24 protein-coding genes are annotated in these 20,394 nt (G+C 71.9%); 9 read left to right on the top strand and 15 right to left on the bottom strand.

Annotated features, from left to right (window positions below):
• The first annotated feature begins 5 nt into the window (after positions 1-5).
• Positions 6-641 (top strand): TetR/AcrR family transcriptional regulator, encoded by a 636-nt coding sequence (locus O3S82_RS03975; RefSeq protein WP_269305675.1) that lies wholly within the window; start codon positions 6-8, stop codon positions 639-641.
• A complete protein-coding gene (locus O3S82_RS03970; RefSeq protein WP_317628336.1) occupies positions 638-874 on the top strand; it encodes a DUF3107 domain-containing protein in 237 nt (78 codons plus the stop codon). The genes O3S82_RS03975 and O3S82_RS03970 overlap by 4 nt, the downstream gene beginning before the upstream one ends.
• Positions 875-887: 13 nt before the next feature.
• On the opposite strand, the gene O3S82_RS03965 is transcribed toward O3S82_RS03970, so the two are convergent.
• Positions 888-1,586 (bottom strand): ferritin-like fold-containing protein, encoded by a 699-nt coding sequence (locus O3S82_RS03965; RefSeq protein ID WP_179425909.1) that lies wholly within the window; start codon positions 1,584-1,586, stop codon positions 888-890.
• Positions 1,587-1,756: 170 nt separating this feature from the next.
• On the opposite strand from O3S82_RS03965, the gene O3S82_RS03960 reads away from it, so the two are divergent.
• Positions 1,757-3,217, top strand: coding sequence for a DEAD/DEAH box helicase (locus tag O3S82_RS03960; protein WP_269305672.1), 1,461 nt, complete (start codon positions 1,757-1,759; stop codon positions 3,215-3,217).
• Between the two features lie 106 nt (positions 3,218-3,323).
• On the opposite strand, the gene O3S82_RS03955 is transcribed toward O3S82_RS03960, so the two are convergent.
• Complete coding sequence (locus tag O3S82_RS03955; RefSeq protein WP_269305670.1) at positions 3,324-4,007, bottom strand: L,D-transpeptidase; 684 nt, start codon at positions 4,005-4,007, stop codon at positions 3,324-3,326.
• 86 nt (positions 4,008-4,093) lie between these two features.
• On the bottom strand, positions 4,094-4,852 hold the full coding sequence (locus O3S82_RS03950) for a ParA family protein (RefSeq protein WP_179425915.1): 759 nt from the start codon (positions 4,850-4,852) through the stop codon (positions 4,094-4,096).
• An 89-nt stretch (positions 4,853-4,941) separates the two neighbouring features.
• On the opposite strand from O3S82_RS03950, the gene O3S82_RS03945 reads away from it, so the two are divergent.
• The 4 genes from O3S82_RS03945 to O3S82_RS03930 are packed head-to-tail and all read left to right on the top strand — an operon-like array spanning position 4,942 to position 9,041.
• The gene (locus tag O3S82_RS03945) at positions 4,942-5,850 is read left to right on the top strand and encodes an ABC transporter ATP-binding protein (protein WP_269305669.1); all 909 of its coding nucleotides are present in this window, start codon (positions 4,942-4,944) and stop codon (positions 5,848-5,850) included.
• Positions 5,847-7,427 carry an ABC transporter permease gene (locus O3S82_RS03940; RefSeq protein ID WP_269305667.1) on the top strand — a complete coding sequence of 527 codons (1,581 nt, stop codon included), beginning with the start codon at positions 5,847-5,849 and terminating at the stop codon, positions 7,425-7,427. Before O3S82_RS03945 ends, O3S82_RS03940 begins: the two co-directional genes overlap by 4 nt.
• 17 nt (positions 7,428-7,444) lie before the next feature.
• Positions 7,445-8,203 carry an SDR family NAD(P)-dependent oxidoreductase gene (locus tag O3S82_RS03935; protein WP_179425919.1) on the top strand — a complete coding sequence of 253 codons (759 nt, stop codon included), beginning with the start codon at positions 7,445-7,447 and terminating at the stop codon, positions 8,201-8,203.
• 4 nt (positions 8,204-8,207) lie between these two features.
• Positions 8,208-9,041, top strand: coding sequence for an alpha/beta fold hydrolase (locus O3S82_RS03930; RefSeq protein WP_269305664.1), 834 nt, complete (start codon positions 8,208-8,210; stop codon positions 9,039-9,041).
• 137 nt (positions 9,042-9,178) lie between these two features.
• Here O3S82_RS03930 and O3S82_RS03925 read toward each other — a convergent pair whose 3' ends face one another.
• The 12 genes from O3S82_RS03925 to O3S82_RS03870 all read right to left on the bottom strand — a co-directional run bounded on the left by O3S82_RS03925 (position 9,179) and on the right by O3S82_RS03870 (position 18,375).
• Positions 9,179-9,814 carry a TetR/AcrR family transcriptional regulator gene (locus tag O3S82_RS03925; RefSeq protein ID WP_269305662.1) on the bottom strand — a complete coding sequence of 212 codons (636 nt, stop codon included), beginning with the start codon at positions 9,812-9,814 and terminating at the stop codon, positions 9,179-9,181.
• A gap of 4 nt (positions 9,815-9,818) precedes the next feature.
• Positions 9,819-10,295, bottom strand: coding sequence for a hypothetical protein (locus tag O3S82_RS03920; RefSeq protein WP_269305660.1), 477 nt, complete (start codon positions 10,293-10,295; stop codon positions 9,819-9,821).
• The gene (locus tag O3S82_RS03915; RefSeq protein WP_269305659.1) at positions 10,292-10,750 is read right to left on the bottom strand and encodes a hypothetical protein; all 459 of its coding nucleotides are present in this window, start codon (positions 10,748-10,750) and stop codon (positions 10,292-10,294) included. The genes O3S82_RS03920 and O3S82_RS03915 overlap by 4 nt, the downstream gene beginning before the upstream one ends.
• Before the next feature lie 179 nt (positions 10,751-10,929).
• A complete protein-coding gene (locus tag O3S82_RS03910; RefSeq protein WP_269305657.1) occupies positions 10,930-11,214 on the bottom strand; it encodes a transcriptional regulator in 285 nt (94 codons plus the stop codon).
• Entirely contained in the window at positions 11,211-11,639 is a 429-nt protein-coding gene (locus tag O3S82_RS03905) for a hypothetical protein (RefSeq protein WP_269305655.1), read from the bottom strand. Before O3S82_RS03905 ends, O3S82_RS03910 begins: the two co-directional genes overlap by 4 nt.
• A gap of 86 nt (positions 11,640-11,725) precedes the next feature.
• The gene (locus O3S82_RS03900) at positions 11,726-12,550 is read right to left on the bottom strand and encodes a PHP domain-containing protein (RefSeq protein ID WP_269305653.1); all 825 of its coding nucleotides are present in this window, start codon (positions 12,548-12,550) and stop codon (positions 11,726-11,728) included.
• 10 nt (positions 12,551-12,560) lie between these two features.
• Positions 12,561-13,166, bottom strand: coding sequence for a histidine phosphatase family protein (locus O3S82_RS03895; RefSeq protein WP_269305651.1), 606 nt, complete (start codon positions 13,164-13,166; stop codon positions 12,561-12,563).
• A gap of 4 nt (positions 13,167-13,170) precedes the next feature.
• Positions 13,171-14,205, bottom strand: a complete 1,035-nt coding sequence (locus O3S82_RS03890) for a MaoC family dehydratase (protein WP_269305649.1) — start codon at positions 14,203-14,205, stop codon at positions 13,171-13,173.
• A gap of 46 nt (positions 14,206-14,251) precedes the next feature.
• On the bottom strand, positions 14,252-15,556 hold the full coding sequence (locus O3S82_RS03885; RefSeq protein WP_269305647.1) for an endonuclease/exonuclease/phosphatase family protein: 1,305 nt from the start codon (positions 15,554-15,556) through the stop codon (positions 14,252-14,254).
• Between the two features lie 109 nt (positions 15,557-15,665).
• On the bottom strand, positions 15,666-16,142 hold the full coding sequence (locus tag O3S82_RS03880; protein ID WP_179425933.1) for a general stress protein: 477 nt from the start codon (positions 16,140-16,142) through the stop codon (positions 15,666-15,668).
• A gap of 74 nt (positions 16,143-16,216) precedes the next feature.
• On the bottom strand, positions 16,217-17,410 hold the full coding sequence (locus O3S82_RS03875) for an acyl-CoA dehydrogenase family protein (RefSeq protein WP_179425935.1): 1,194 nt from the start codon (positions 17,408-17,410) through the stop codon (positions 16,217-16,219).
• Positions 17,411-17,493: 83 nt separating this feature from the next.
• Positions 17,494-18,375, bottom strand: coding sequence for a DMT family transporter (locus O3S82_RS03870; protein ID WP_269305644.1), 882 nt, complete (start codon positions 18,373-18,375; stop codon positions 17,494-17,496).
• A gap of 217 nt (positions 18,376-18,592) precedes the next feature.
• Here O3S82_RS03870 and O3S82_RS03865 point away from each other — a divergent pair, with 217 nt between their 5' ends.
• Positions 18,593-19,825: a magnesium transporter MgtE N-terminal domain-containing protein gene (locus O3S82_RS03865; RefSeq protein ID WP_269305641.1), complete on the top strand. Its 1,233-nt coding sequence runs from the start codon at positions 18,593-18,595 to the stop codon at positions 19,823-19,825.
• A complete protein-coding gene (locus tag O3S82_RS03860) occupies positions 19,818-20,363 on the top strand; it encodes a DUF1003 domain-containing protein (RefSeq protein WP_179425941.1) in 546 nt (181 codons plus the stop codon). Before O3S82_RS03865 ends, O3S82_RS03860 begins: the two co-directional genes overlap by 8 nt.
• The last annotated feature ends 31 nt before the right edge of the window (positions 20,364-20,394 follow it).

The raw sequence follows: 20,394 nt of genomic DNA, 5'->3' as shown, positions 1-20,394 counted from the left end.
GGGGCGTGACCCAGACCCCTGAGGCTCGGCCCCGCGCTGGACGGCTGCCGCGCACCGCTCGGCGGGCCCAACTGCTCGACGTGGCCCTCGACGTGTTCGTCGAGCAGGGCTACCACGCGGCCTCGATGGACGAGATCGCCGAGCGCGCGGGCGTCTCCAAGCCCGTGCTCTACCAGCACTTCCCCGGCAAGCTCGACCTCTACACCGCGCTGGTCTCCTCGGCCGTCGACACGGTGATCGAGGGCGTGCGCGAGGCCCTCGCCTCCACCCAGGACAACCGCGAGCGCGTCCAGGCCAGCATGCGCCTGTGGTACGACAGCGTCGCCGACCAGGAGAAGGCGTTCCGCCTCGTCTTCGAGTCCGACCTGACCAGCGACCCCGAGGTCCGCGAGCTGGTCGACCGGGTCACCTCCGAGTCCGCCGCCGCGATCGCCGAGGTGATCGTGGAGGACACCGGCCTGTCACGAGGCGCCGCCGAGCTGCTCGCGGCCGGCCTCGTCGGCATGGGCCACGTCGGCGCCCGCGCCTGGCTCTCCGGCGCGTCGGGCCTGTCGCGCGACGACGCCGTCACGCTCGCCTCGACTCTCGCCTGGCGCGGGATCGGCGGGTTCCCCAAGCCCACCAACCAAGGAGATGAGTGACCGTGGAGGTCAAGATCGGCGTGCAGAACGCCGCCCGTGAGCTGTCCGTCGACACCGACGTCGAGCCCGACAAGGTGCTGGCGACCCTGAACGACGCCCTCAAGGACGACTCGCTGTTCACCCTGACCGACAGCAAGGGTCACACCGTGGCCGTGCCGGCCGACAAGGTCGCCTACCTGTACTTCAACGCCGACAGCGGCCGCAAGGTCGGCTTCGGCCTCACGAGCTCCTGAGCCGGCGCCCGCCTCAGGCGTCCAGCCCGAGGCGGGCCATGCGCTCGGCATGGGCCTCGGTGATGCGCGTGAACATGCGCCCGATCGAGGCCAGGTCGAAGCCGCCCGGTCGATCCGCGGCACCGACCACCACGGCCGTCAGCACGTCGCGCTCGGCCACCACCATCTGGGCCTGGCTGAGCGCCTCGCCCATCAGTCGCCGGCCCCACAGCGCCAGCCGTCCCGCCACGCGCGGGTCCGCCGCGATCGCCTCGCGCACCTGGTCGACGACGAACTCGCTGTTGCCCGTCTGGCTCATCGTCTCCAGCACCAGCTGACGGGTGTCGGCGTCGAGGAACGCCGCGATCTCGCGGTAGAAGTCGGCCGCCAGCCCGTCGCCCACGTAGGCCTTCAGCAGGCCCTCGAGCCAGTCCGACGGCTCGGTCTTGCCGTGGAAGCGGCTGAACGTGGTGCGGAACGAGTCCATCACCGCGTAGGGGTCCTCCCCCAGCTCGACGAGGCGGTCGCGCAGCTGCACGAAGTGGCTCCACTCCGACGCGGCCATCGTCTGGATCGCGACCTTGGTGCGCAGGTCGGGCGCCTCCTGGGCGTCCTGGTTGAGCTGCTCCACGGCGCTGAGCTCGCCGTAGCTGAGCAGGGCCAGCAGCTCGACCACGCCCGCACGGTAGTCGGGGTCGTCGAGGGGTCCACCGGGGGTCGCATCGGAGCTCATGATCGGGACTGTAGCGCGGCGTCCGCCCGGCCCGAGGCACGCGACGTTACAGTGGAGGGGTATTCGCCGATCCTGTCGCCACAGGATCCAAGCCATTTCAGATCCGCTGACAGTAGATCGCGCACAGAAACCAGAGCAGACCCCTGACTACCTTCACCGAACTGGGCGTCATGCCCGAGATCGCCGACGCCCTCGCCGACAAGGGCATCATCGAGGCCTTCCCCATCCAGGAGATGACCCTCTCGGTCGCCCTCGTGGGCACCGACCTCATCGGACAGGCCCGCACCGGCACCGGCAAGACGCTGGCCTTCTCCATCCCCGTCATCCAGCGCACCGTGGCGCCGCACGACCCCGACTACGACCAGCTGGTCGAGCCGGGCAAGCCCCAGGCCCTCATCGTCGCGCCGACGCGCGAGCTCGCGATCCAGGTCGCCGGCGACGTCGCCACGGCCTCGAAGAATCGCGGCACGCGCAACCTCACCATCTACGGCGGCGTGCCCTACGAGCCGCAGCTCGAGGCCCTCGAGGCCGGCGTCGACATCGTCGTCGGCACCCCGGGCCGCATCCTCGACCTCGTCAACCGCGGCGCGCTCGACATCAGCCACGTCAAGTCGCTCGTCCTCGACGAGGCCGACGAGATGCTCGACCTGGGCTTCCTGCCCGACGTCGAGTCGATCCTCGCGCGCACGCCCGAGACCCGCCAGACGATGCTGTTCAGCGCGACGATGCCGTCCTCGATCGTCACCCTGGCGCGCAAGCACATGCGCCACCCGATGAACATCCGTGCCGAGTCGGCCGAGGCCGGCCAGACCGTGCCCGCCACGAGCCAGTTCGTCTGGCAGGCGCACGACATGGACAAGCCCGAGGTCGTCGCCCGCATCCTGCAGGCCGACGACGTCGAGCGCGTCGTGATCTTCACGCGCACCAAGCGCCAGGCGCAGCGCGTGGCCGACGACCTGGCCGACCGCGGCTTCCCGGCCTCGCCGCTGCACGGCGACATGGCCCAGAAGGCCCGCGAGAAGGCGCTCGACGGCTTCCGCGAGGGCAAGGTCAGCATCCTGGTCGCCACCGACGTCGCCGCCCGCGGCATCGACGTGGCGAACATCAGCCACGTCATCAACTACACGTGCCCCGAGGACGACAAGACCTACGTGCACCGCATCGGCCGCACCGGTCGCGCCGGCGCGACCGGCACCGCGGTCACGTTCGTCGACTGGGCCGACATCCAGCGCTGGAAGCTCATCAACAAGGCGCTCGACCTGCCCTACGACGAGCCGCAGGAGACGTACTCCACGTCGGACCACCTGTTCCACGACCTCGGCATCGACCGCAACGTCAAGGGTCGTCTGAAGCCGCCGGCGCCGAAGGAGCCCCGCTCCGAGGGCGGCCGCGACGGCCAGAAGCGCGACGGCGATCGTCGCGACGGTGGCAGCCGCAACCGCAGCCGCAGCCGTCAGCGCACCCGCGGCGGCCAGCCCGTCGAGGGCGCCGAGCGTCCCGCGGCCGATACGGCCTCCGCGACCTCGGGCGAGGACAAGCCGGCCGGCGAGGGCCAGGCGCGTCGCCGCCGCCGTCGCCGCCGTCCCTCGGGCGAGCAGGCCTCGGGCTCCACCCCCGCCTCCGCGTCCTGACGCGACGTGACAGTTTCCCCGGTTTACTGGGGAAATTGTCACTGAGCGAGGTTTGCGACCCTGTGAAGTGACAGGAAACCTCGTGAAGTGGCCGGGCTCGTCGCCGTCACGCCGTGACGACGACCGGAGTGCCGTCGGGTGCCCAGTCCCAGAGGTACTTGGCGTCCGACTTCTCCTGGCGGATGCAGCCCGCCGAAAGGGCCTGGCCCAGCTGCTCGATGGCCTGTTCCGGCTTGCCGTTGTTGTAGACCGGGATCGAGTGGAAGCCGATGGGCGCGTTCTGGCCGGTCGTGAACTGCACGAAGTACTCCATCGTGCCGGTGTAGTCGAAGCTCGTGGCGTGCCGCGTGCGCGACTGCACGGCGTAGCTGCCCGGCTGGAGGTTGTCGAAGCGGCTCCCCGAGACGAGGTAGGTGCGGTCGACGGTCCCGTCGGCCTCGATCAGCCAGACCCGCTGGTCGGACTGGTCGAACACGATGCGGCGTCCCTCACCGGAGCTCGCCGGGGGCGGCGGGCTGGCCTTCGCCTTCGCGGCCTGCTGCTTCGCCTTCTTCTCGGCCAGGGCCTTCGTGCGCTGGGTCTGGAGGGCGAGCTCGCGCGTGGTGTGCGCCTGCTCGCCGGCGGCGGTGATCACGGGAGCCACCGTCTCGACGACGGCGGCGCCAGTTCCGGCGGTGGCGGACGTCGCGGGCTCGCGCACGAGCGAGACCGCGGAGACGGTGGCGGTGAGCGCGACGGCGCCGATGAGCGCGGCGACGCGGCCGAGACGGACACGGGGCGGGGAAGCCATGTCCTCCACGGTAGGCGCGACCTTGCGCCGATGGCCGACTTCGCGCGGTGTGCGCGTGGCGGACTCGCCGGGCCCGTCGGGTCCGGTCATCGGGCCCCGACCAGGACGCGGGCGACGGCGCGGTAGGCGTCGGCCCCCTTGTGGGCACGCGCCGTGCTGAGGATCGAGCGGCCGATGGCGGGCGCCTCGGCGAAGCGGATGGTCTTGGGGATCGGGGGCTCGAGGACCTCGAGGTCGTAGGTGTCGCCGATCGCCGCCAGGACGTTGCGCGCGTGCGCGGTGCGGCCGTCGTACATCGTGGCCAGCACGCCGCGGATCACCAGATCGGGATTGATGAACTGGCGCACGTCGTGGATGGTGTCGAGCAGCTGGCCGACGCCGCGGTGCGAGAGCGTCTCGGCCTGCAGCGGGATGACCACCTCGTCGGCGGCCGACAGCGCGCCCACCGTGAGCACGCCCAGCGCGGGCGGGCAGTCCAGCAGGATCCAGTCGTAGTCGTCGGCGATCTTCGCCAGCGCGACCCGCAGCCGCTGCTCGCGGCCGGTGCGCGTGACGAGGTTCTCCTCGGCCTCGGCCAGCGCGATGTTCGCCGGCAGCAGGTCCAGGCCCTCCTCGGTGGTGACGATCGCGTCGCCGGCGGGCGCCTTGCCCAGCAGCACCTCGGCGATCGTGACGTCGAGCTCCTCGGGGTCGATGCCGAGGGAGAACGTGAGGCTGCCCTGCGGATCGAGGTCGACCAGGAGCACGCGCTGTCGCTCCTCGAGGAGCGCGGCCCCGAGCGACGCGACGCTGGTGGTCTTGGCGACGCCGCCCTTCTGGTTGGCGAGGGCCACGGTGGTGGTCACGCGGCAATTGTGCCATCGACGGGCGACCGCGGGGACGCGGACGAGCGCGCGTCCGCCACGTGAACCCGCCGGCTGCCTAGCGTGGCGGCATGGACGACGTGGTGGCCGTGCGCGGTCTCGTGAAGACCTTCGGATCGTTCCGCGCGCTGGACGCGTTCGACCTGACCGTGAAGGCGGGCGAGGTGCACGGGTTCCTCGGCCCGAACGGGGCCGGCAAGTCCACGGCGCTCCGCTGCCTGCTGGGCCTGCTGCGTCACGACGCCGGCACCGCGACGGTGCTCGGGCTGGACCCGTGGAGCGACACGGTCGCCCTGCACCGGCGACTGGCGTACGTGCCGGGCGACGTCGTGCTGTGGCCGAACCTGACCGGCGGCGAGATCGTCGACCTGCTGCTGCGGACCCGCGGCTTCGAGCCGCGCCGCACGCGCCGGGACGAGCTGGTCGACGCGTTCGAGCTCGACCCCGCGAAGCGGGCCCGCGCGTACTCTAAGGGCAACCGGCAGAAGGTGGCGCTGGTCGCCGCCCTGGCCGCGCCCAGCGACCTGCTGCTCCTGGACGAGCCGACGTCCGGGCTCGACCCGCTGATGGAGCAGGTGTTCGTCGGCTGCGTGGCCGAGCACCGCGCGGCCGGGTCCACCGTGCTCTTGTCGAGCCACGTCCTCGGCGAGGTCGAGCGACTGGCCGACAGCGTCACGATCATCCGCGAGGGCCGCACCGTGGAGAGCGGCGCCTTGGCCGACCTGCGTCACCTGCGCCGCAGCCGCGTGACGGCGACCGTCGCCCGGCCCGAGGCGGTCGCGGGGCTGCGGCTCGACGGCGTGCACGACGTCCGCGTCGAGGGCTGCACCGTGTCGTGCACCGTAGATGCCGAGGCGATGACACCGCTGCTGGGCGCCCTGGCCGGGGCCCAGGTCGAGTCGCTCACCAGCACGCCGCCGACGCTGGAGGAGCTGTTCCTCGACGCCTACCAGTCCACCCCGGCCGAGCAGGTCCCATGAGCCAGACCTTGGCCGGCGCGCCCACGCTGCTGCGGCTGGCGGTGCGACGCGACCGGTGGTCGATCCCCGCGTGGCTCGCGGTCCTGACGCTCATGTGCGGCACGTCGGCGGTGGTCACCCCGGGCCTCTACCCGACCGAGGCCGACCGGGTGGCCGCGGCGGCCGGTCTCAACGCGAGCGCCGGCATCGTCGCCCTCTACGGACCCGTCCTCGACCCGACGAGCCTCGGCGAGCTCGCGATGACCAAGATGACCGTGACCTACTCGGTCCTGGTCGCCGTGATGACGCTGTTCCTCGTCCGCCGACACACGCGGAGCGAGGAGGAGACCGGTCGCGCCGAGCTCCTCGGCGGCGCCGGCGTCGGACGGCTCGCGCCGCTGGTCACCGCGCTCGGCTTCGCGGCCGTGGTCTCCGCCCTCCTCGGGCTGCTCGTCGCCGTGACGAACGCCCTCGCGGGCCTGCCGCGGACCGGCTCGGTGGCGTTCGGCGCGGCATGGGCCGGGACGGGACTCGTGGGAGCGGCGATCACCGCCGTGTGCTGCCAGGTCTCGGCGAGCGCCCGCACGTGCGCCGGGCTCGCCGCCGCGGTCCTCGCGGTCCTGTTCGTCGCCAGGGCCGCCGGTGACGCCTCCGGCGCGGAGTGGCTGAGCTGGCTGTCGCCGTTCGGGTGGAACACGCGCCTGCAGGCCTACGGGGACACCCGGTGGTGGGTGCTGGGCCTGTACGTCGCGCTGGCCGTCGCGGCGGCCGCCGTCGCGGTCGCGCTCGCGGCCCGGCGCGACCTCGGCGCGGGCCTGCTCGCGCCGCGGCCGGGTCCGGCCCGAGGTCCGGGCTGGCTCGCCGGTCCCCTCGCCCTCGGCGTGAGGTCCCACGTGGCGCCGCTGTGGGGCTGGACGACCGCGGTCGCGCTGATGGGACTGCTGTTCGGCGCGATCTCGCCGAACCTCGACGGCATCCTGTCCGACGAGACCGAGCGCCTGCTGGAGGGGCTCGGCGGCACGGGTGCCCTGCGCGACACGATGATCGCGTCGATCGCCTCGATCGCGGCGCTCATCGTGTGCTGCTTCGGCATCACGGTCCTGACCCACGCCGCGGACGACGAGCGCGACGGGCGCACCGAGATGGTCCTGTCCACGCGGGTCACCCGCGCCCGCGCGTACTGGTCGGTCGTGACGCTCGCGCTGGGCGGCGTCACGTGGCTGCTGCTCGTCGCGGGGCTCGCCCTGGCACTCGGCGTCCGGCAGGGCACCGACCACTCCCCGGCCCGGATCGTCGAGGCGGCCCTCGGACAGGCGCCCGCCGCCTGGGTCACGGTGGCCGTCGGGGTGCTGCTGTTCGCGTTCCGAGCCCGCTGGGCCGTGGTCGGCTGGGGCGTCCTCGTCGCCTTCGGCACGCTGGGACAGATCGGCGAGCTCCTCGGCCTGCCCGACGCCGCCCTGTGGCTGTCGCCCTTCACGCACGTCCCCCACCTCCCGCTCGAGGGCGCCGATCCCGTGTCGACGCTGGCTCTCTCGGGTGTCGCGGCCGCCCTCCTCGGGGTGGGCTGGTGGGCCTACCGGGGCCGGGACCTCGCGTGACTGGCATGCTGGGCCCCATGACCCGCACGGCCCTGATCACCGGCGCCACCGCCGGCATCGGAAACGCGTTCGCCCGGCAGCTGGCGCGACGGGGGACGAACCTCGTCCTCGTCGCCCGAGACACCGTCCGGCTGGAGCAGGTCGCGGCCGAGCTGACCGACGCGCACCGGGTCGAGGTCGAGGTCATCACCGCCGACCTCACCACCCTGCAGGGCATGGATCGCGTCGCCGACCGCCTGTCCGAGTCCGGCCGCCCGATCGACCTGCTGGTCAACAACGCCGGCGCCTCGCTCGCCGGCTGGTTCGGCACCACCGACATCGCCGACGAGGACCGCCAGCTCGACCTGCTGGTGCGAGCCCCGATGCACCTCATGGACGCCGCCATCAAGTCGATGTCCGGACGCGGACAGGGCGGGATCATCAACGTCGCCAGCGTCGCCGCGTTCACCCCGCGGGGGGCCTACTCCGCGCACAAGGCATGGCTCGTGAACCTCTCCCAGTGGGCCAACTGGCACTACTCCGACGTGGGCATCACCGTGCAGGCGCTGTGCCCGGGCTTCACCCGCACCGAGTTCCACCAGCGGATGGGCGCCGAGATCGGCGACGTGCCGCGGTGGATGTGGCTCAAGGCCGACGCCGTCGTCAAGGGCTCGCTGCGCGACCTCGAGCGCGGCAAGGCGATCTCCGTGCCGTCGGCGCGGTACAAGGTCCTCGCCGCGATCGCCCGCCATGCTCCGGCCACGGTGGTCGCGAAGATCGCGCAGCGGGGTCGATGACCCGGTGAGCGTTCCCAAGACCCTCGACCTCCCCGAGGGCGTCGAGGTCCTCCGCGCCGAGACGTCCCGCACCGAGCACGCCGTGCACCTGGCCCGCGCCACCGGCGAGCGGCTCGGCTCGATCCTGCTCGTGCCCGGCTGGACCGGCAGCAAGGAGGACTTCACGCCCGTCCTGCCGCTGCTCGCGGCGCTCGGGTACGACGTCGTCGCCTTCGACCAGCGCGGGCAGTACGAGTCGCCCGGTGACCCGCTCGACGACTACTCGCTCGACGCGCTCGCCGAGGACGCGCTCGCCGTCGCCGACACCCTTCTCGAGGACGAGCGGTTCCACCTCTTGGGCCACTCGTTCGGCGGGCTCGTGGCGCAGACCCTGACGATCGCGCACCCGCAGCGGGTCCGCAGCCTCAGCCTGCTGTGCACGGGCCCGGGCGCGCTCGGCGACTCCCCCACCCGGCCGCTGCAGCGGATCGCCGCGGCGATCGGCAAGGTGCCGCTGCTCGACATCCACCAGCTGCGCGAGCAGGGCATCAAGCGCCCCGCGCAGATCACGGCCTTCCTCGCGAAGCGGTTCACGGCCAACGCGCCGGCCTCGCTCAAGGCGATGACGCAGCACCTGCTGGACGCCCCCGACCGGGTGGATGAGGTCGCCGCCACCGGCGTGCCCGTGTGGGTCGCGCGCGGCGAGACCGACGACGCCTGGCCCCACGACGCGCAGGCCGAGATGGCCGAGCGCCTGGGCACCGAGATCGTCGTGCTGCCCTCCGCGGCCCACTCCCCCGCCGTCGAGGCCCCCGAGGAGCTCGTCGACGACTGGCGCGGCTTCCTGCTCGCCCACTGACGCGCGCATCACCGTCGCTCTTCGCGAGTGGCGCATTTTCGCCCGCCACTCGCCGAGTGGCGGGCTGTTCTGCGCCACTCGCGACTCCGGTTTGCGCCACTCGGCGGCAGAGGGCCGCGGGGCTGGCCAGGGCGGGGTCAGCGACGGCGACGCAGCGTGGCCGCGACCGCGCGCCGTGCCACGGGGCCGAGTCCGTCCAAGGCACCCGCCATCGCCGTGACGGCATCGAACGAGCGGTCGGAGTCCGCCTCCGTGCGCACCGGGTCGGTGAGCTCGAAGCCGATGAACGCCGCCATCAGCAGGTCGGTGAAGGCCTCGGGGTCGATGACGCCGTCGAACGGTGAGCCCGACGAGAGAAGCCGCCCGGCGACGTCGTGCAGCGGCTCGCGCCAGAGTCCGAGCGCCTCACGCGCTGCGGATCCCAGATCGGGATCTGCCTGGGCCAGGACGAGAGCCTGGCCCAGAACCGAGACGTGCCCGGCTCCGCGCTCCGTCTCCTGGACGTCGCGAGCGAGCTGGACGAGATCGGTGAACGACGTCGCCGCATCGAATCGCTCCCGGTGCAGCTCGACCCTCTCCCTCGTCGCGGTGACGCACGCCTGCGCGACGAGATCGGCGACGGATCCGAAGTGGTAGAAGACCAGCCCCTGGGCGAGCCCGGCCCGCTGCGACACCGCACGCGCCGACACGGCCGCGATGCCGTCGGAGGTCATCACCTCGATCGCGGCCACGATCAGTCGGCGCTTGGACTCCTCGGCTGACTTCGGCGGCACGAGGTCAGTATGTCGCGCCGTGCCGTGCGAGCCAGCGCTGGTGGTGGCGCCACCCGCCGCGCAGGATCCCCCGCAGAATCAATGTGCACACCACCGCGATACCGAAGGTCCATGCGATCGTCACGAACGGTCCGAATCCGCCCGCCCACATGACGACGAGCATCTCGAGGGCGACGATCCCACCCACCACCAGCACCGTCGTCTCGATCGCCTTCTCGGTCCCGAGCCGTCCTTGCAGTGCCGGCCACATCGTGACGCTCACGACCACGGGTGCCGCACCGAGGACCGACCCGACCACGACGCCGAGCGGCACGCCGTAGAACAGCCACACGACCAGCAGCCAGCCGAGCGTGGCGCCAGGCTCTTCACCGTCGTGAACGAGGTGGCTGACGTATCCCGCCCCGAGAGGGCCGAGCGCACACAGCGCTCCCGCCAAGAGCGCGGCCACGATCGTCCGCAATGCGATCTGGAGGCGAGTCACGCCCTGCTCCATCCATCGAGGCGCCGGTGAGCGATCCGACGCGCTCCGATCAGATGGAGCCAGGCGACGACGCCGCACACGGTCGTCCCTCCCAGGACCAGGAGAATCGCCGAGGGCCCTCCGACGGATACGCCGCCCGCCGCCACCAGCAGCTCGGCACAGGCGATGGCCGTGACCAGGACCGTCAGACAGCGGACGGCACGGACCTCGCCAACCGAGCGCACCAGCGCCGGCCACGCGTTCATGGCCACAGCGGCGGGCACGATCCCGAGGACGAGCCCGGCAGCTAGTCCGTACCAGACCACGACCCCCAGCCAGACGCCCAGCAGCCCGACGAGGCCCTCCGTCCCCCACAGCTCGGCGTCCCCTCCCATCAGCAGGAAGCCGAGCGAGCACAGGGCGCCGGCGACGGCCGATGCCAGCAGACCCGCGCCAAACACGTCGACCTGTCGCACTGGGACCCTCCCGTATTTGAGCGTCTGCTCAATAACAACGATAGCACCGCCCGACCCTCACCTCGCCGAGAGGCGCGAACCGGGGTCGCGAGTGGCGCAGAAACGCCCGCCACTCGGCGAGTGGCGGGCGTTTTCGCGCCACTCGCGGTCAGGGGCGGGCGGCTGTTGGTGCGGTGGGGTCAGCCGACGATGGCGCGGAGGGCCTCGACGTGGCCGCCGTAGGCGGCGCGGCCTGCCTTGGTGAAGGCGGCCCAGGAGCGGACCCGACCGGCGCGGGTGGCCTTGGTGACCTTGACGTAGCCGGCGTCCTCGAGCGCCTTGACCTGCTTGCTCAGCACCGACTCGCTCACGTCGAGCCGCTCGCGCAGCAGCGCGAACTCCGTCTTGTCGACGGTGTCGAGGATCGCGCAGATCTGCAGCCGGTGCGGGGCGTGGATCAGCGGGTCGAATCCGTCCGAGCTCACGGCTGCTCCTCGATGCTGCGCACCCAGTCGGCGTCCCAGCGCGGGCCGAGCACGGCCCACGTCGCGGTGGTCACCAGCGCGGCCACGGCCGCGACCACGGGCCCGAGGAACGCCAGGCCGAGCGAGACCAGCGAGACGGCCACCATCAGCCACGCGCGCCAGGCGCCCGGCTCGCGCAGCGTCGCGAACGTGACGATGCCGGTGTGCTTCGTGTACCAGGTCATCGCGCCGAAGGCCGTCGCCAGGCCGACCGCGTAGAGCAGCCAGCGGACCCAGCCGTCGAGCCCCAACCCGAGGATCACGAGCCCCATCCCGAAGCCCGCCACCGCGTAGTAGCCGCGAGGGCTCGCGGCCCGGTGCGCCGTCTCGCGCCGCGTGGCGGCGATCTGCTCGAGCGCCTCGCGCGCCTCGTCCCGTTCCGTCATGATGCCTCCGTCGACTTGCCAACACGGAAAGTCTAGACCTTGACTTTCCATTGTGGCAAGCCACTACGGCAAGCCGATACGGAAAGTCAGCCGAGGAGGCGCTCCAGCTGCTCGGGATCGGTGAGGTTCGCGCCGAGGTGGAACGCGGAGCCCTTGCCGGTGCCGTGGTGGTCGCTGGAGCCCGTCCGGGCGAGGTCGAGGTCGGCGGCGATGGCCGCGAGCTCGGCGCGGGCGCGGGCGTCGTGGTCGGGGTGGTCGACCTCGATGCCGGCGAGGCCGACCTCCGCGAGCTCGGCCAGCAGGCCGGGGGTGACCTTGCCGCGGCTGTCGCGCGCCCAGGCGTGGGCGATCACGGGCCGTCCGCCCGCCTCGCGCACGAGCCGCACGGCGTCGAAGAGGCTCGCGGCGTAGCGCGCGACGTACGCGGGCTTGCCGGGAACGAGCCAGTCGCGGAACGCCTCGTCGCGGTCCTGGATGTAGCCCTTGGCGATCATCGCGTCGGCCACGTGCGGGCGCCCCCACGCGGCGGCGTCGCCGGCCACCGCCAGCACCTCCTGCTCGGTGAGCGGCATCCCCAGCGCCGCGAGCTTGTCGAGGATCCGCGGCAGGCGCTGGTTGCGGCCACCCAGCACGCGCTCCAGCTCCTCCACGAGCGGCGCGTACGTCGGGTCGAACTCGTAGCCCAGCAGGTGCACGCTGAGCCCCTCGAACTGCGTGGAGATCTCGATGCCGCGGATGAGCCGCAGGCCCACCTCGTCGGCGGCCTCCTGCGCCTCGGCCCAGCCCTCGGTCGCGTCGTGGTCGGTGAGGGCGATCGCGTCGAGTCCCTCGGCCTTCGCCTTGCGCACGAGGTCGCCGGGCGTGTCGGTGCCGTCGGACCGCGTCGAGTGGGTGTGGAGGTCGATGCGCACGTTCAGAAGACTAGGCCCTGCTCGCGCGACCGCCCTGCTGGACGTTCCACTGCTGGACCACCGGCTGACCCCGGTCGTCGCCGAGCACCGAGTAGGTCGCCGTGTCGATCGCGAACACCCGCCCGTCGGCCACCTCGAGGCCCAGCCAGCGCGCCGCCAGGACGCGCAGCGAGTGCGCGTGGGCGAACACCAGCGTGCGCCCGCCGAGCGACCGCGCCCGCTCCACCACGCGGTCGAGGCGCGCGCCGACCTGCTCGGCCGTCTCTCCCCCGGGCGTCGGGTGCGACCACACGGTCCAGTCCGGCACGGTCTGGCGGATCTGCTGCGTCGTGATGCCCTCGTACTCGCCGTAGTTCCACTCGACGACGTCCTCGATCACCTCGGGCTCGAAGCCGGCCAGCTCGGCCGTCACGAGCGCGCGACGCCGCGGGCTGCTCCAGACGCGGTCGAACCGCACGCCCGACAGCTGCGGGCGCAGCGCCTCGGCCTGCTCGCGCCCGAGGTCGGTCAGCTCGACGTCGGTGACCGACGTGTGCTTCCACGAGCGGCTCCACTCCGTCTCGCCGTGACGGACGAGCCACAGCTCGGCGGTCTCGGGCTCCTGCTCGGCGCTCATGGACTCAGCGTGGCACGAGGACCCAGTAGTCGAGGTCCAGCAGCACGCCCGGCGCGTACGTGCCGTCCTCGCCCCTGAGGGTCATCGACTCGTCACGGCCCTTGGTGGCGACGAGACGCAGCCGCAGCGCGCCGACGCCGGGCGCGGAGGTCTCGGCCTTGTCGAGCACCTCGCTCCACGCGTAGATCGTGTCGCCGGCGAACGCGGGCGACGTGTGCGCGCCGGCGTTGATCGCGGCGATCAGCTGGGCGTTCGCGAGACCGTTGAACGACAGGGCGCGCGCCAGCGAGATGACGTGGCCGCCGTAGACGAGGTTGTTGCCGTCGGGACGCGCCTCGACGTTGAAGTGCACCTTGGCCGTGTTCTGCCACAGGCGCGTGGCCTGCTGGTGCTCCGAGGCGGTGAGGGTGACGCCGTCGACGTGATCGATCCGCTCGCCGACCTCGTAGTCGTCGAACCGGTGCGGCTCGCCGGCGGCGACGAAGTCGTACCCGGTGAAGTCGAGCCCCTGCGGGACGACGAGGTGCTCAGGGGCCACGAACGGCGCCAGCTCGGGGATCACGGTCTCGGGCGCGGCGGCCTCGGCGTCGCGCTTGTGCACCATGACCCAGCGCGCCCAGTCCAGGACGACCTCGTCGCGCTGGTTCGTGGCGGTGGAGCGCACGTAGACGACGCCGGACTTGCCGTTGGAGTTCTGCTTCAGGCCGATGACCTCCGACGAGGTGGAGATCGTGTCGCCCGGGACGATCGGCGCGTGGAAGCGGCACTCCGCGTAGCCGAGGTTCGCGACCGCGTTGAGCGAGACGTCGGGCACGGTCTTGCCGAACGCGACGTGGAACCCGATGAGGTCCTCCACCGGGTGAGCGTCGAGGCCCACCGAGGCGGCGAACGCCGCGGACGAGGGCACCGCGAACCGCGTGGGGTACAGCGAGCCGTAGACGGCGCGGTCACCCTCGGTGATCGTGCGCGGCGTGGCGTGCTGGATCACCTGTCCGAGCGTGAAGTCCTCGAAGAAGTTGCCCGGGTTCGTCTTGCTCATGTCGTCCTCACTGTCGCCGATGGTGCGGGACCATCATGGCGGATCGTCAGAACGCGAGCGTCGCCGCGACCATGTGGTGGTCCGACGGCGGGGTCGCGCGGTAGCGCGCGGTGCGCAGGTTGGCGTCCACGACCGTCTCCCAGCCGCGCGCTCGGATGCCCGCCGCGAGCACGTAGTCGATCCGCGTGCCCTGGTGCTTGTAGTACGCCGCCGGCGTCGAGCCGCGCGGACGCTTGAGCTTCTTGTCGCGGTACATGCACGTGTTCTTCGCGCTGCCCGGGCCCTTGCCCGCGACGGCGTTGGACGAGTTGTACGAGACGTTGATGCGTCGCTTGACGTGCAGCGGCACGCGGGCGAAGCGGGTGGCGGACAGCGACGAGGTCACGCCGACGGACTTGCAGGAGCCGCGCCACTTCGCGCTCTTGGAGCGGTAGACGCGGCGGTCGGTGCCGAGCAGGTCGACCAGGCCGGCGCGCGTGAAGTCGTCCACGGCGGTCGTGCTGCGGGTGCGGCCGTTGCTGTTCAGGTCGCCCACCAGGACGGCCGGCAGGCTGCCCGCGCGCAGCTGCTTGACGGTCGCGAGCACCTGGGCCGCCTGCTTGCGGCGGAACGAGTTCGACGCCGAGGTCGTGATGGCCTTGCCGCGGTAGCGGGCGTCGAGGTGCGTGTTGGCGAAGAGGAACTGCTTGCCGGTGGCGCGGACGCGGAAGATCGTCCAGTCCAGCGTGCGCTTCGTGCTGGTGGCGCTGGACAGCGGGCGCGAGCCGTGGCGCACGACCTCGAGGACGCGCGAGTCGTAGACGGTGCGGTTGTCCGAGGAGCTGGCCGAGGCCGAGGTCGTGCACGTGCGCCACGGGGCGCGCTCGCCGCGCCACGTGCCGTTCCAGACGGCGGGGTTCGGGCCGGTGGTCGGGCACGACTTCCGGTACGTGTTGGTGACGCGGTACGGCGCGCCGGGCGTGCGCGCATTCATGAGGTCGACGACGTGCTCGAACTGCGCGTGGTTGCGCGAGCCGGCCGGGCGGCGCTGCATCCAGGCCTCCGAGGCCTCCTGCAGGCCGATCACGTCGGGCGAGCAGCGCATGATCATGCCGACCACGCGGTCGGCGCGCGACTCCCAGCCGGGCATCGTGCCGGCCGAGGCGTTGTAGCCCGCGATGTTGTACGACGCCGCGAGCAGCGGCGTACGCCCGGCGAGCACTCCGCCGGCCGAGGTCTCGCGGACCACGTCGTGGTACGCCGCGCAGCGCGCGTTGGCCGCCGACGCGGGCGCGACGGCGGCGAGCGGGGCGACGAGCAGGCCGGCGGCGACGGCGAGGGCCAGCGCCAGGGCAGCACGAGGGGAACGCACGGGAGACCTCCGGAGGACGTGCGACCCACCCGGTCGCACGGTCTCCCATCCTACGTTCCCACGCGTCACTCCAACAAAAAACCGTCACATCCGCCGCAGCGGACGCGCGTCAGAACGTCGGGGTGGCGCCGGGCAGGCCCGCGAGCAGCTCCTGGCCCCGCGCGAGGTGCTTGTGCTCGACGAGCAGCTCGTACTTGCTCGGCAGGATCGTCTTGACGCTGCTGAAGTCGCGCTGCCCGCGGGTGGAGGCGTAGCCCACCGCCGCGATGATCGCGCCCCACACGACGCCGAGCAGGATGCCGGTGAGGACCGCCGCGAGCCAGTCGCCCTCCGCGGCGAAGATGCCCAGCAGCAGGCCGATGAGCAGGCCGAACCAGGCGCCGCCGAGCACGCCGCTGAGGATCACCCGCCCCCACGTGAGGCGCCCGGTGACGCGCTCCAGCTGCTTGAGCTCGGTGCCGACGATGAGCACGTTCTCGACCGGGAAGTCGTGGTCGGAGAGGTGGTCGACGGCCTTCTGCGCCGCGTCGTAGTCGTCGTAGACGCCGAGGGACTGCGGGTACTCCAACGAGAAGATCTGGGCCATGCGGCCAGCCTAGACCCGTGAACGCACGAGAACCCCGCGTCCACGGAGTGGATGCGGGGTTCTCGTCGCGCGACTCAGAGCTTGTAGTCCTTGAGCAGGTTGCGCCCGATGATCATCTTCTGGATGTCGGACGTGCCCTCGCCGATCAGCATGAAGGCCGACTCGCGGTAGAGCCGCTCGATCTCGTACTCCTTGGAGTAGCCGTAGCCACCGTGGATGCGGAACGACGCCTCGACGACCTCGTTGCAGTACTCGCTCGCGAGCATCTTGGCCATGCCGGCCTCGACGTCCATGCGCTTGCCCGAGTCCTTCAGGCGCGCGGCGCGCACGACCATCGTGTGGGCGGCCTCGACCTTGGTGGCCATCTCGGCCAGGCGGAACAGGATGGCCTGGTGCTGGGCGATCGGCTTGCCGAACGTCTCGCGCTGCTGCGCGTACGCGATGCCCAGCTCGAAGGCGCGGTTCGCGATGCCGACGGCGCGGGCGCCGACGTTGACGCGGCCGACCTCGACGCCGTCCATCATCTGGTAGAAGCCCTGGCCGGGCGTGCCGCCGAGGATCTGGTCCGCCGAGATCTGGTGCTTCTCCAGGATCATCTCGGTGGTGTCGATGCCCTTGTAGCCCATCTTCTCGATCTTGCCGGGCACCGTGACGCCCTGGGCCGTCTCGCCGAAGCCCGGCTCCTTCTCGATGAGGAAGGTGGTCATGTTCTTGTAGACGCTGTCCGAGCCCTCGTCGGTCTTGGTCAGCACCGCGACGAGCGTGGACGAGCCGCCGTTCGTCAGCCACATCTTCTGGCCGGTGATCTCGTACGAGCCGTCGTCCTGCTTGGTGGCCTTGGTGGAGATGGCCGAGACGTCGGAGCCGAGCGAGGGCTCGCTCATGCTGAAGGCGCCGCGGACCTCGCCGGTGGCCATCTTCGGCAGGTACTTCTGCTTCTGCTCGTCGGTGCCGTGCTGGATCAGCATGTAGGCGACGATGAAGTGCGTGTTGATGACGCCCGAGACGCTCATCCAGCCGCGCGCGATCTCCTCGACCACGAGCGCGTAGGTCAGCAGCGACTCGCCGAGTCCGCCGTACTCCTCGGGGATCATCAGGCCGAAGATGCCGAGCTCCTTGAGGCCCTCGACGATGTCGGTCGGGTACTCGTCCTTGTGCTCCAGGTCCGTCGCGACCGGAATGATCTCCTTCTCGACGAACTGGCGAACGACCTTGAGGATCTCGACCTGCTCTTCGGTCAGGCCCTCGGTGCTGACAAGACGCCCCATGACGGTGCTCCTCGAATCTCGGTGGGAATCGGGGCGAGCCTACAGTGGCGCGCTGCCGGGCACCGGGTGGGGACCGCGCGGATTCAGTCGGCGAGGAGGGTCTCGGCCCGGCGCGCCCGCCCGGTGGACGCGGTCACCACGGCGAGTCCGGCGAGGATCAGCACGATGCCGCCGTACGTCAGCCACGGCAGCGACTCGCCCAGGAACGCCGCGGCCAGCAGGGCCGCCCCGGGCACCTCGAGCAGCAGCATGAGCGACACGACCACGGGCGACATGACGGCCAGCAGGTGGTTGATGACGGAGTGCCCGAGCAGCTGCGCGCACACCATGACCGCCACGATCATCACCCAGGCCCGGGCCGACCAGCCGCCCAGCGGGACGCCGGCGACGAGGCAGACGACGAGCAGGATCGCCGAGCAGATGCCGTAGCAGGTGAAGGTGTAGGCGGTCGTCGAGAGCGTCTCGCGCACGCGGGCGCCCACCACGACGTAGATCGCGGCGAACAGGCCGCCGGCCAGCGCCAGCGCGTCGCCCCACAGCGCCTCCTTCGACAGCGAGAGGTCGACGCCGGAGATCGCGGCCACGCCGACCACGGCGAGGAGGGAGCCGGCGACCACGGCGGGCGCGGCGCGGCGGCCCCGCAGCGCGTCGATCGCGATGACGAAGAGGACCTGCATCGAGACCAGCGCCGTGGCCGCCGCGACCGAGGTCAGCTTGAGCGAGCCGACCCAGCAGGCGAAGTGCGCGGCCAGCGCGGCGCCGGCGACGATCGCGAGGGTCCAGCCGTGCCGGTCCTGTCCCGTGATCGCGGTGCGGTGCCGGGTCAGCGCGATCGGCGCCAGCAGGCCCGTGGCCATGGCGTTGCGCCAGAAGGCGATCGCGAGCGCAGGCGCCGCCGTGGCCGCCATCAGCGGACCCGACATCGACACGCCGATCACCGCGACGAGCGCCAGCAGATAGTTCACCGCGTCAGTGTCCCCCGCCCTTCCCGTGACCCGCGTGCTGGGGAGGCGGTGAGTCCTCAACCCTTCCCTCGCTCGGGCGGTGCGCCATGAACCCCATCGGCCTTCGGTCCGGTTGCTGGCTCACCGCCCACCAGCCGTCCGCCGACCGTAGGGTTGACCACTCACCGCCCCACCAGCCCCCAGCGGCGGGCGACCCCCGGCCGGTAGCCTCGGACCCGTGAGCAGCCAGCCGACCCGGATCTTCGTGTCCCGTCTCGTCGGGCAGGCCGTCTTCGACCCCGTGGGCGACCAGGTCGGCAAGCTGCGCGACGTCGTCGTCGCCGTCCGCAGCGCCACCCAGCGCCCGCGCGTGCTCGGCCTCGTCGTCGAGGTCCTCGGCCGGCGCCGCGTGTTCCTGCCGATCACCCGGGTCACCTCGATGGACTCCGGTCAGGTCATCACCACGGGCGTGCTGAACCTCCGTCGCTTCCAGCAGCGCTCCACCGAGACCCTCGCCGTGCACGAGCTGTTCGACCGCCAGGTCACGCTCGCCGACGGCACGCCGGCCGCCCTCTACGACATCGCGATCGAGCAGGACCCGCGCCGCGACTGGTACGTCTCCACCGTCGCCGTCGCCGAGCCCCACAAGCGCTTCGGCCGCCGCGGCACCAGCCACGTCGTCGAGTGGGACGAGGTCCGCGGACTGGCCAGCGAGACCGCCGCCCAGGGCGCCACCCACCTGCTCGCGATGATGGACGAGATGCGCCCGGCCGACATCGCCAACGCGCTGCGCGACCTGCCGCCCAAGCGCCGCATGGAGATCGTGCGCGAGTTCGGCGACGAGCGCCTCGCCGACGTCCTCGAGGAGATGCCCGAGGCCCTGCAGGTCGAGGTGCTCGGGATCCTCGACCCGAGCCGCGGCGCCGACGTGCTGGGCGAGATGGACCCCGACGACGCGGCCGACCTGCTCGGCGAGCTGCCCGCGCAGACCGCCGAGGAGCTCCTCGGCCTCATGGAGCCCGACGATGCCGAGGACGTCCGACGCCTTCTCTCCTACGAGGAGCGCACCGCCGGCGGCATGATGACCACCGAGCCGGTCGTCCTCGACCCGAGCGCCACGATCGCCGACGCGCTGGCCCTGGTCCGCGAGCCCGAGCTGAGCGTCGCGCTGGCCTCGATGGTCTACGTGTGCCGGCCGCCGCTGGAGACCCCCACCGGCCGCTTCCTGGGCGCTGCTCACTTCCAGGCGCTGCTGCGCGAGCCGCCCTCCACGCTGGTCAGCCAGATCATCGTCAACGACATCGACTGGCCGCGCCCGGAGGCCTCGCTGGCCGAGGTCGCGGGCCTGCTGGCGGCGTACAACCTCGTCGCCGTCCCGGTCGTCGACGAGAACCAGCACCTGCTGGGCGTCGTGACGATCGACGACGTGCTCGACCACCTGCTCCCGAAGGGATGGCGTGAGCATGGCTGACCGCGAACGCCTCGACCAGCCGCGCGACCTGCGCCGGGGCCTGCGCCGCAACCTCGCCGCCCGCAAGGACGCCGATCCCGAGCGCTTCGGCCGCTTCGCCGAGTCCGCCGCGCGCTTCCTCGGCACCGCCACGTTCATCGCCTGGATGACGCTGTTCATCTTCGTGTGGATCGTGTGGAACGTGCCGTACGGCCCCGACCGTCCGCGCTGGGACGAGTACCCCTTCATCTTCCTCACGCTGATCCTGTCGTTGCAGGCGTCGTACGCCGCGCCGCTGATCCTGCTCGCGCAGAACCGGCAGGAGGCGCGCGACCGCATCGCCGCCGAGCAGGACCGCGAGGCGGCCAGCCGCTCGCACGCCGACATGGAGTTTCTGGCGCGCGAGGTGGCGAGCCTGCGGATCGGCCTCGGCGAGGTCGCCACCCGCGACTTCCTGCGCAGCGAGCTGCGCGGCTTCCTGGCCGAGCTGGACAAGGACGAGGAGCCCGACGAGCAGGACCGGACCCGGCCCGACCGGCCCTCACCGTCCGGACCTTGACGCGACCCCCGGACGTTCGATAGGGCCCCGT

This window comes from Aeromicrobium sp. HA (genome assembly GCF_027171405.1).
GTDB classification, from domain to species: domain Bacteria; phylum Actinomycetota; class Actinomycetes; order Propionibacteriales; family Nocardioidaceae; genus Aeromicrobium; species Aeromicrobium tamlense.
This window is presented reverse-complemented; position numbering and strand designations above follow the sequence as displayed.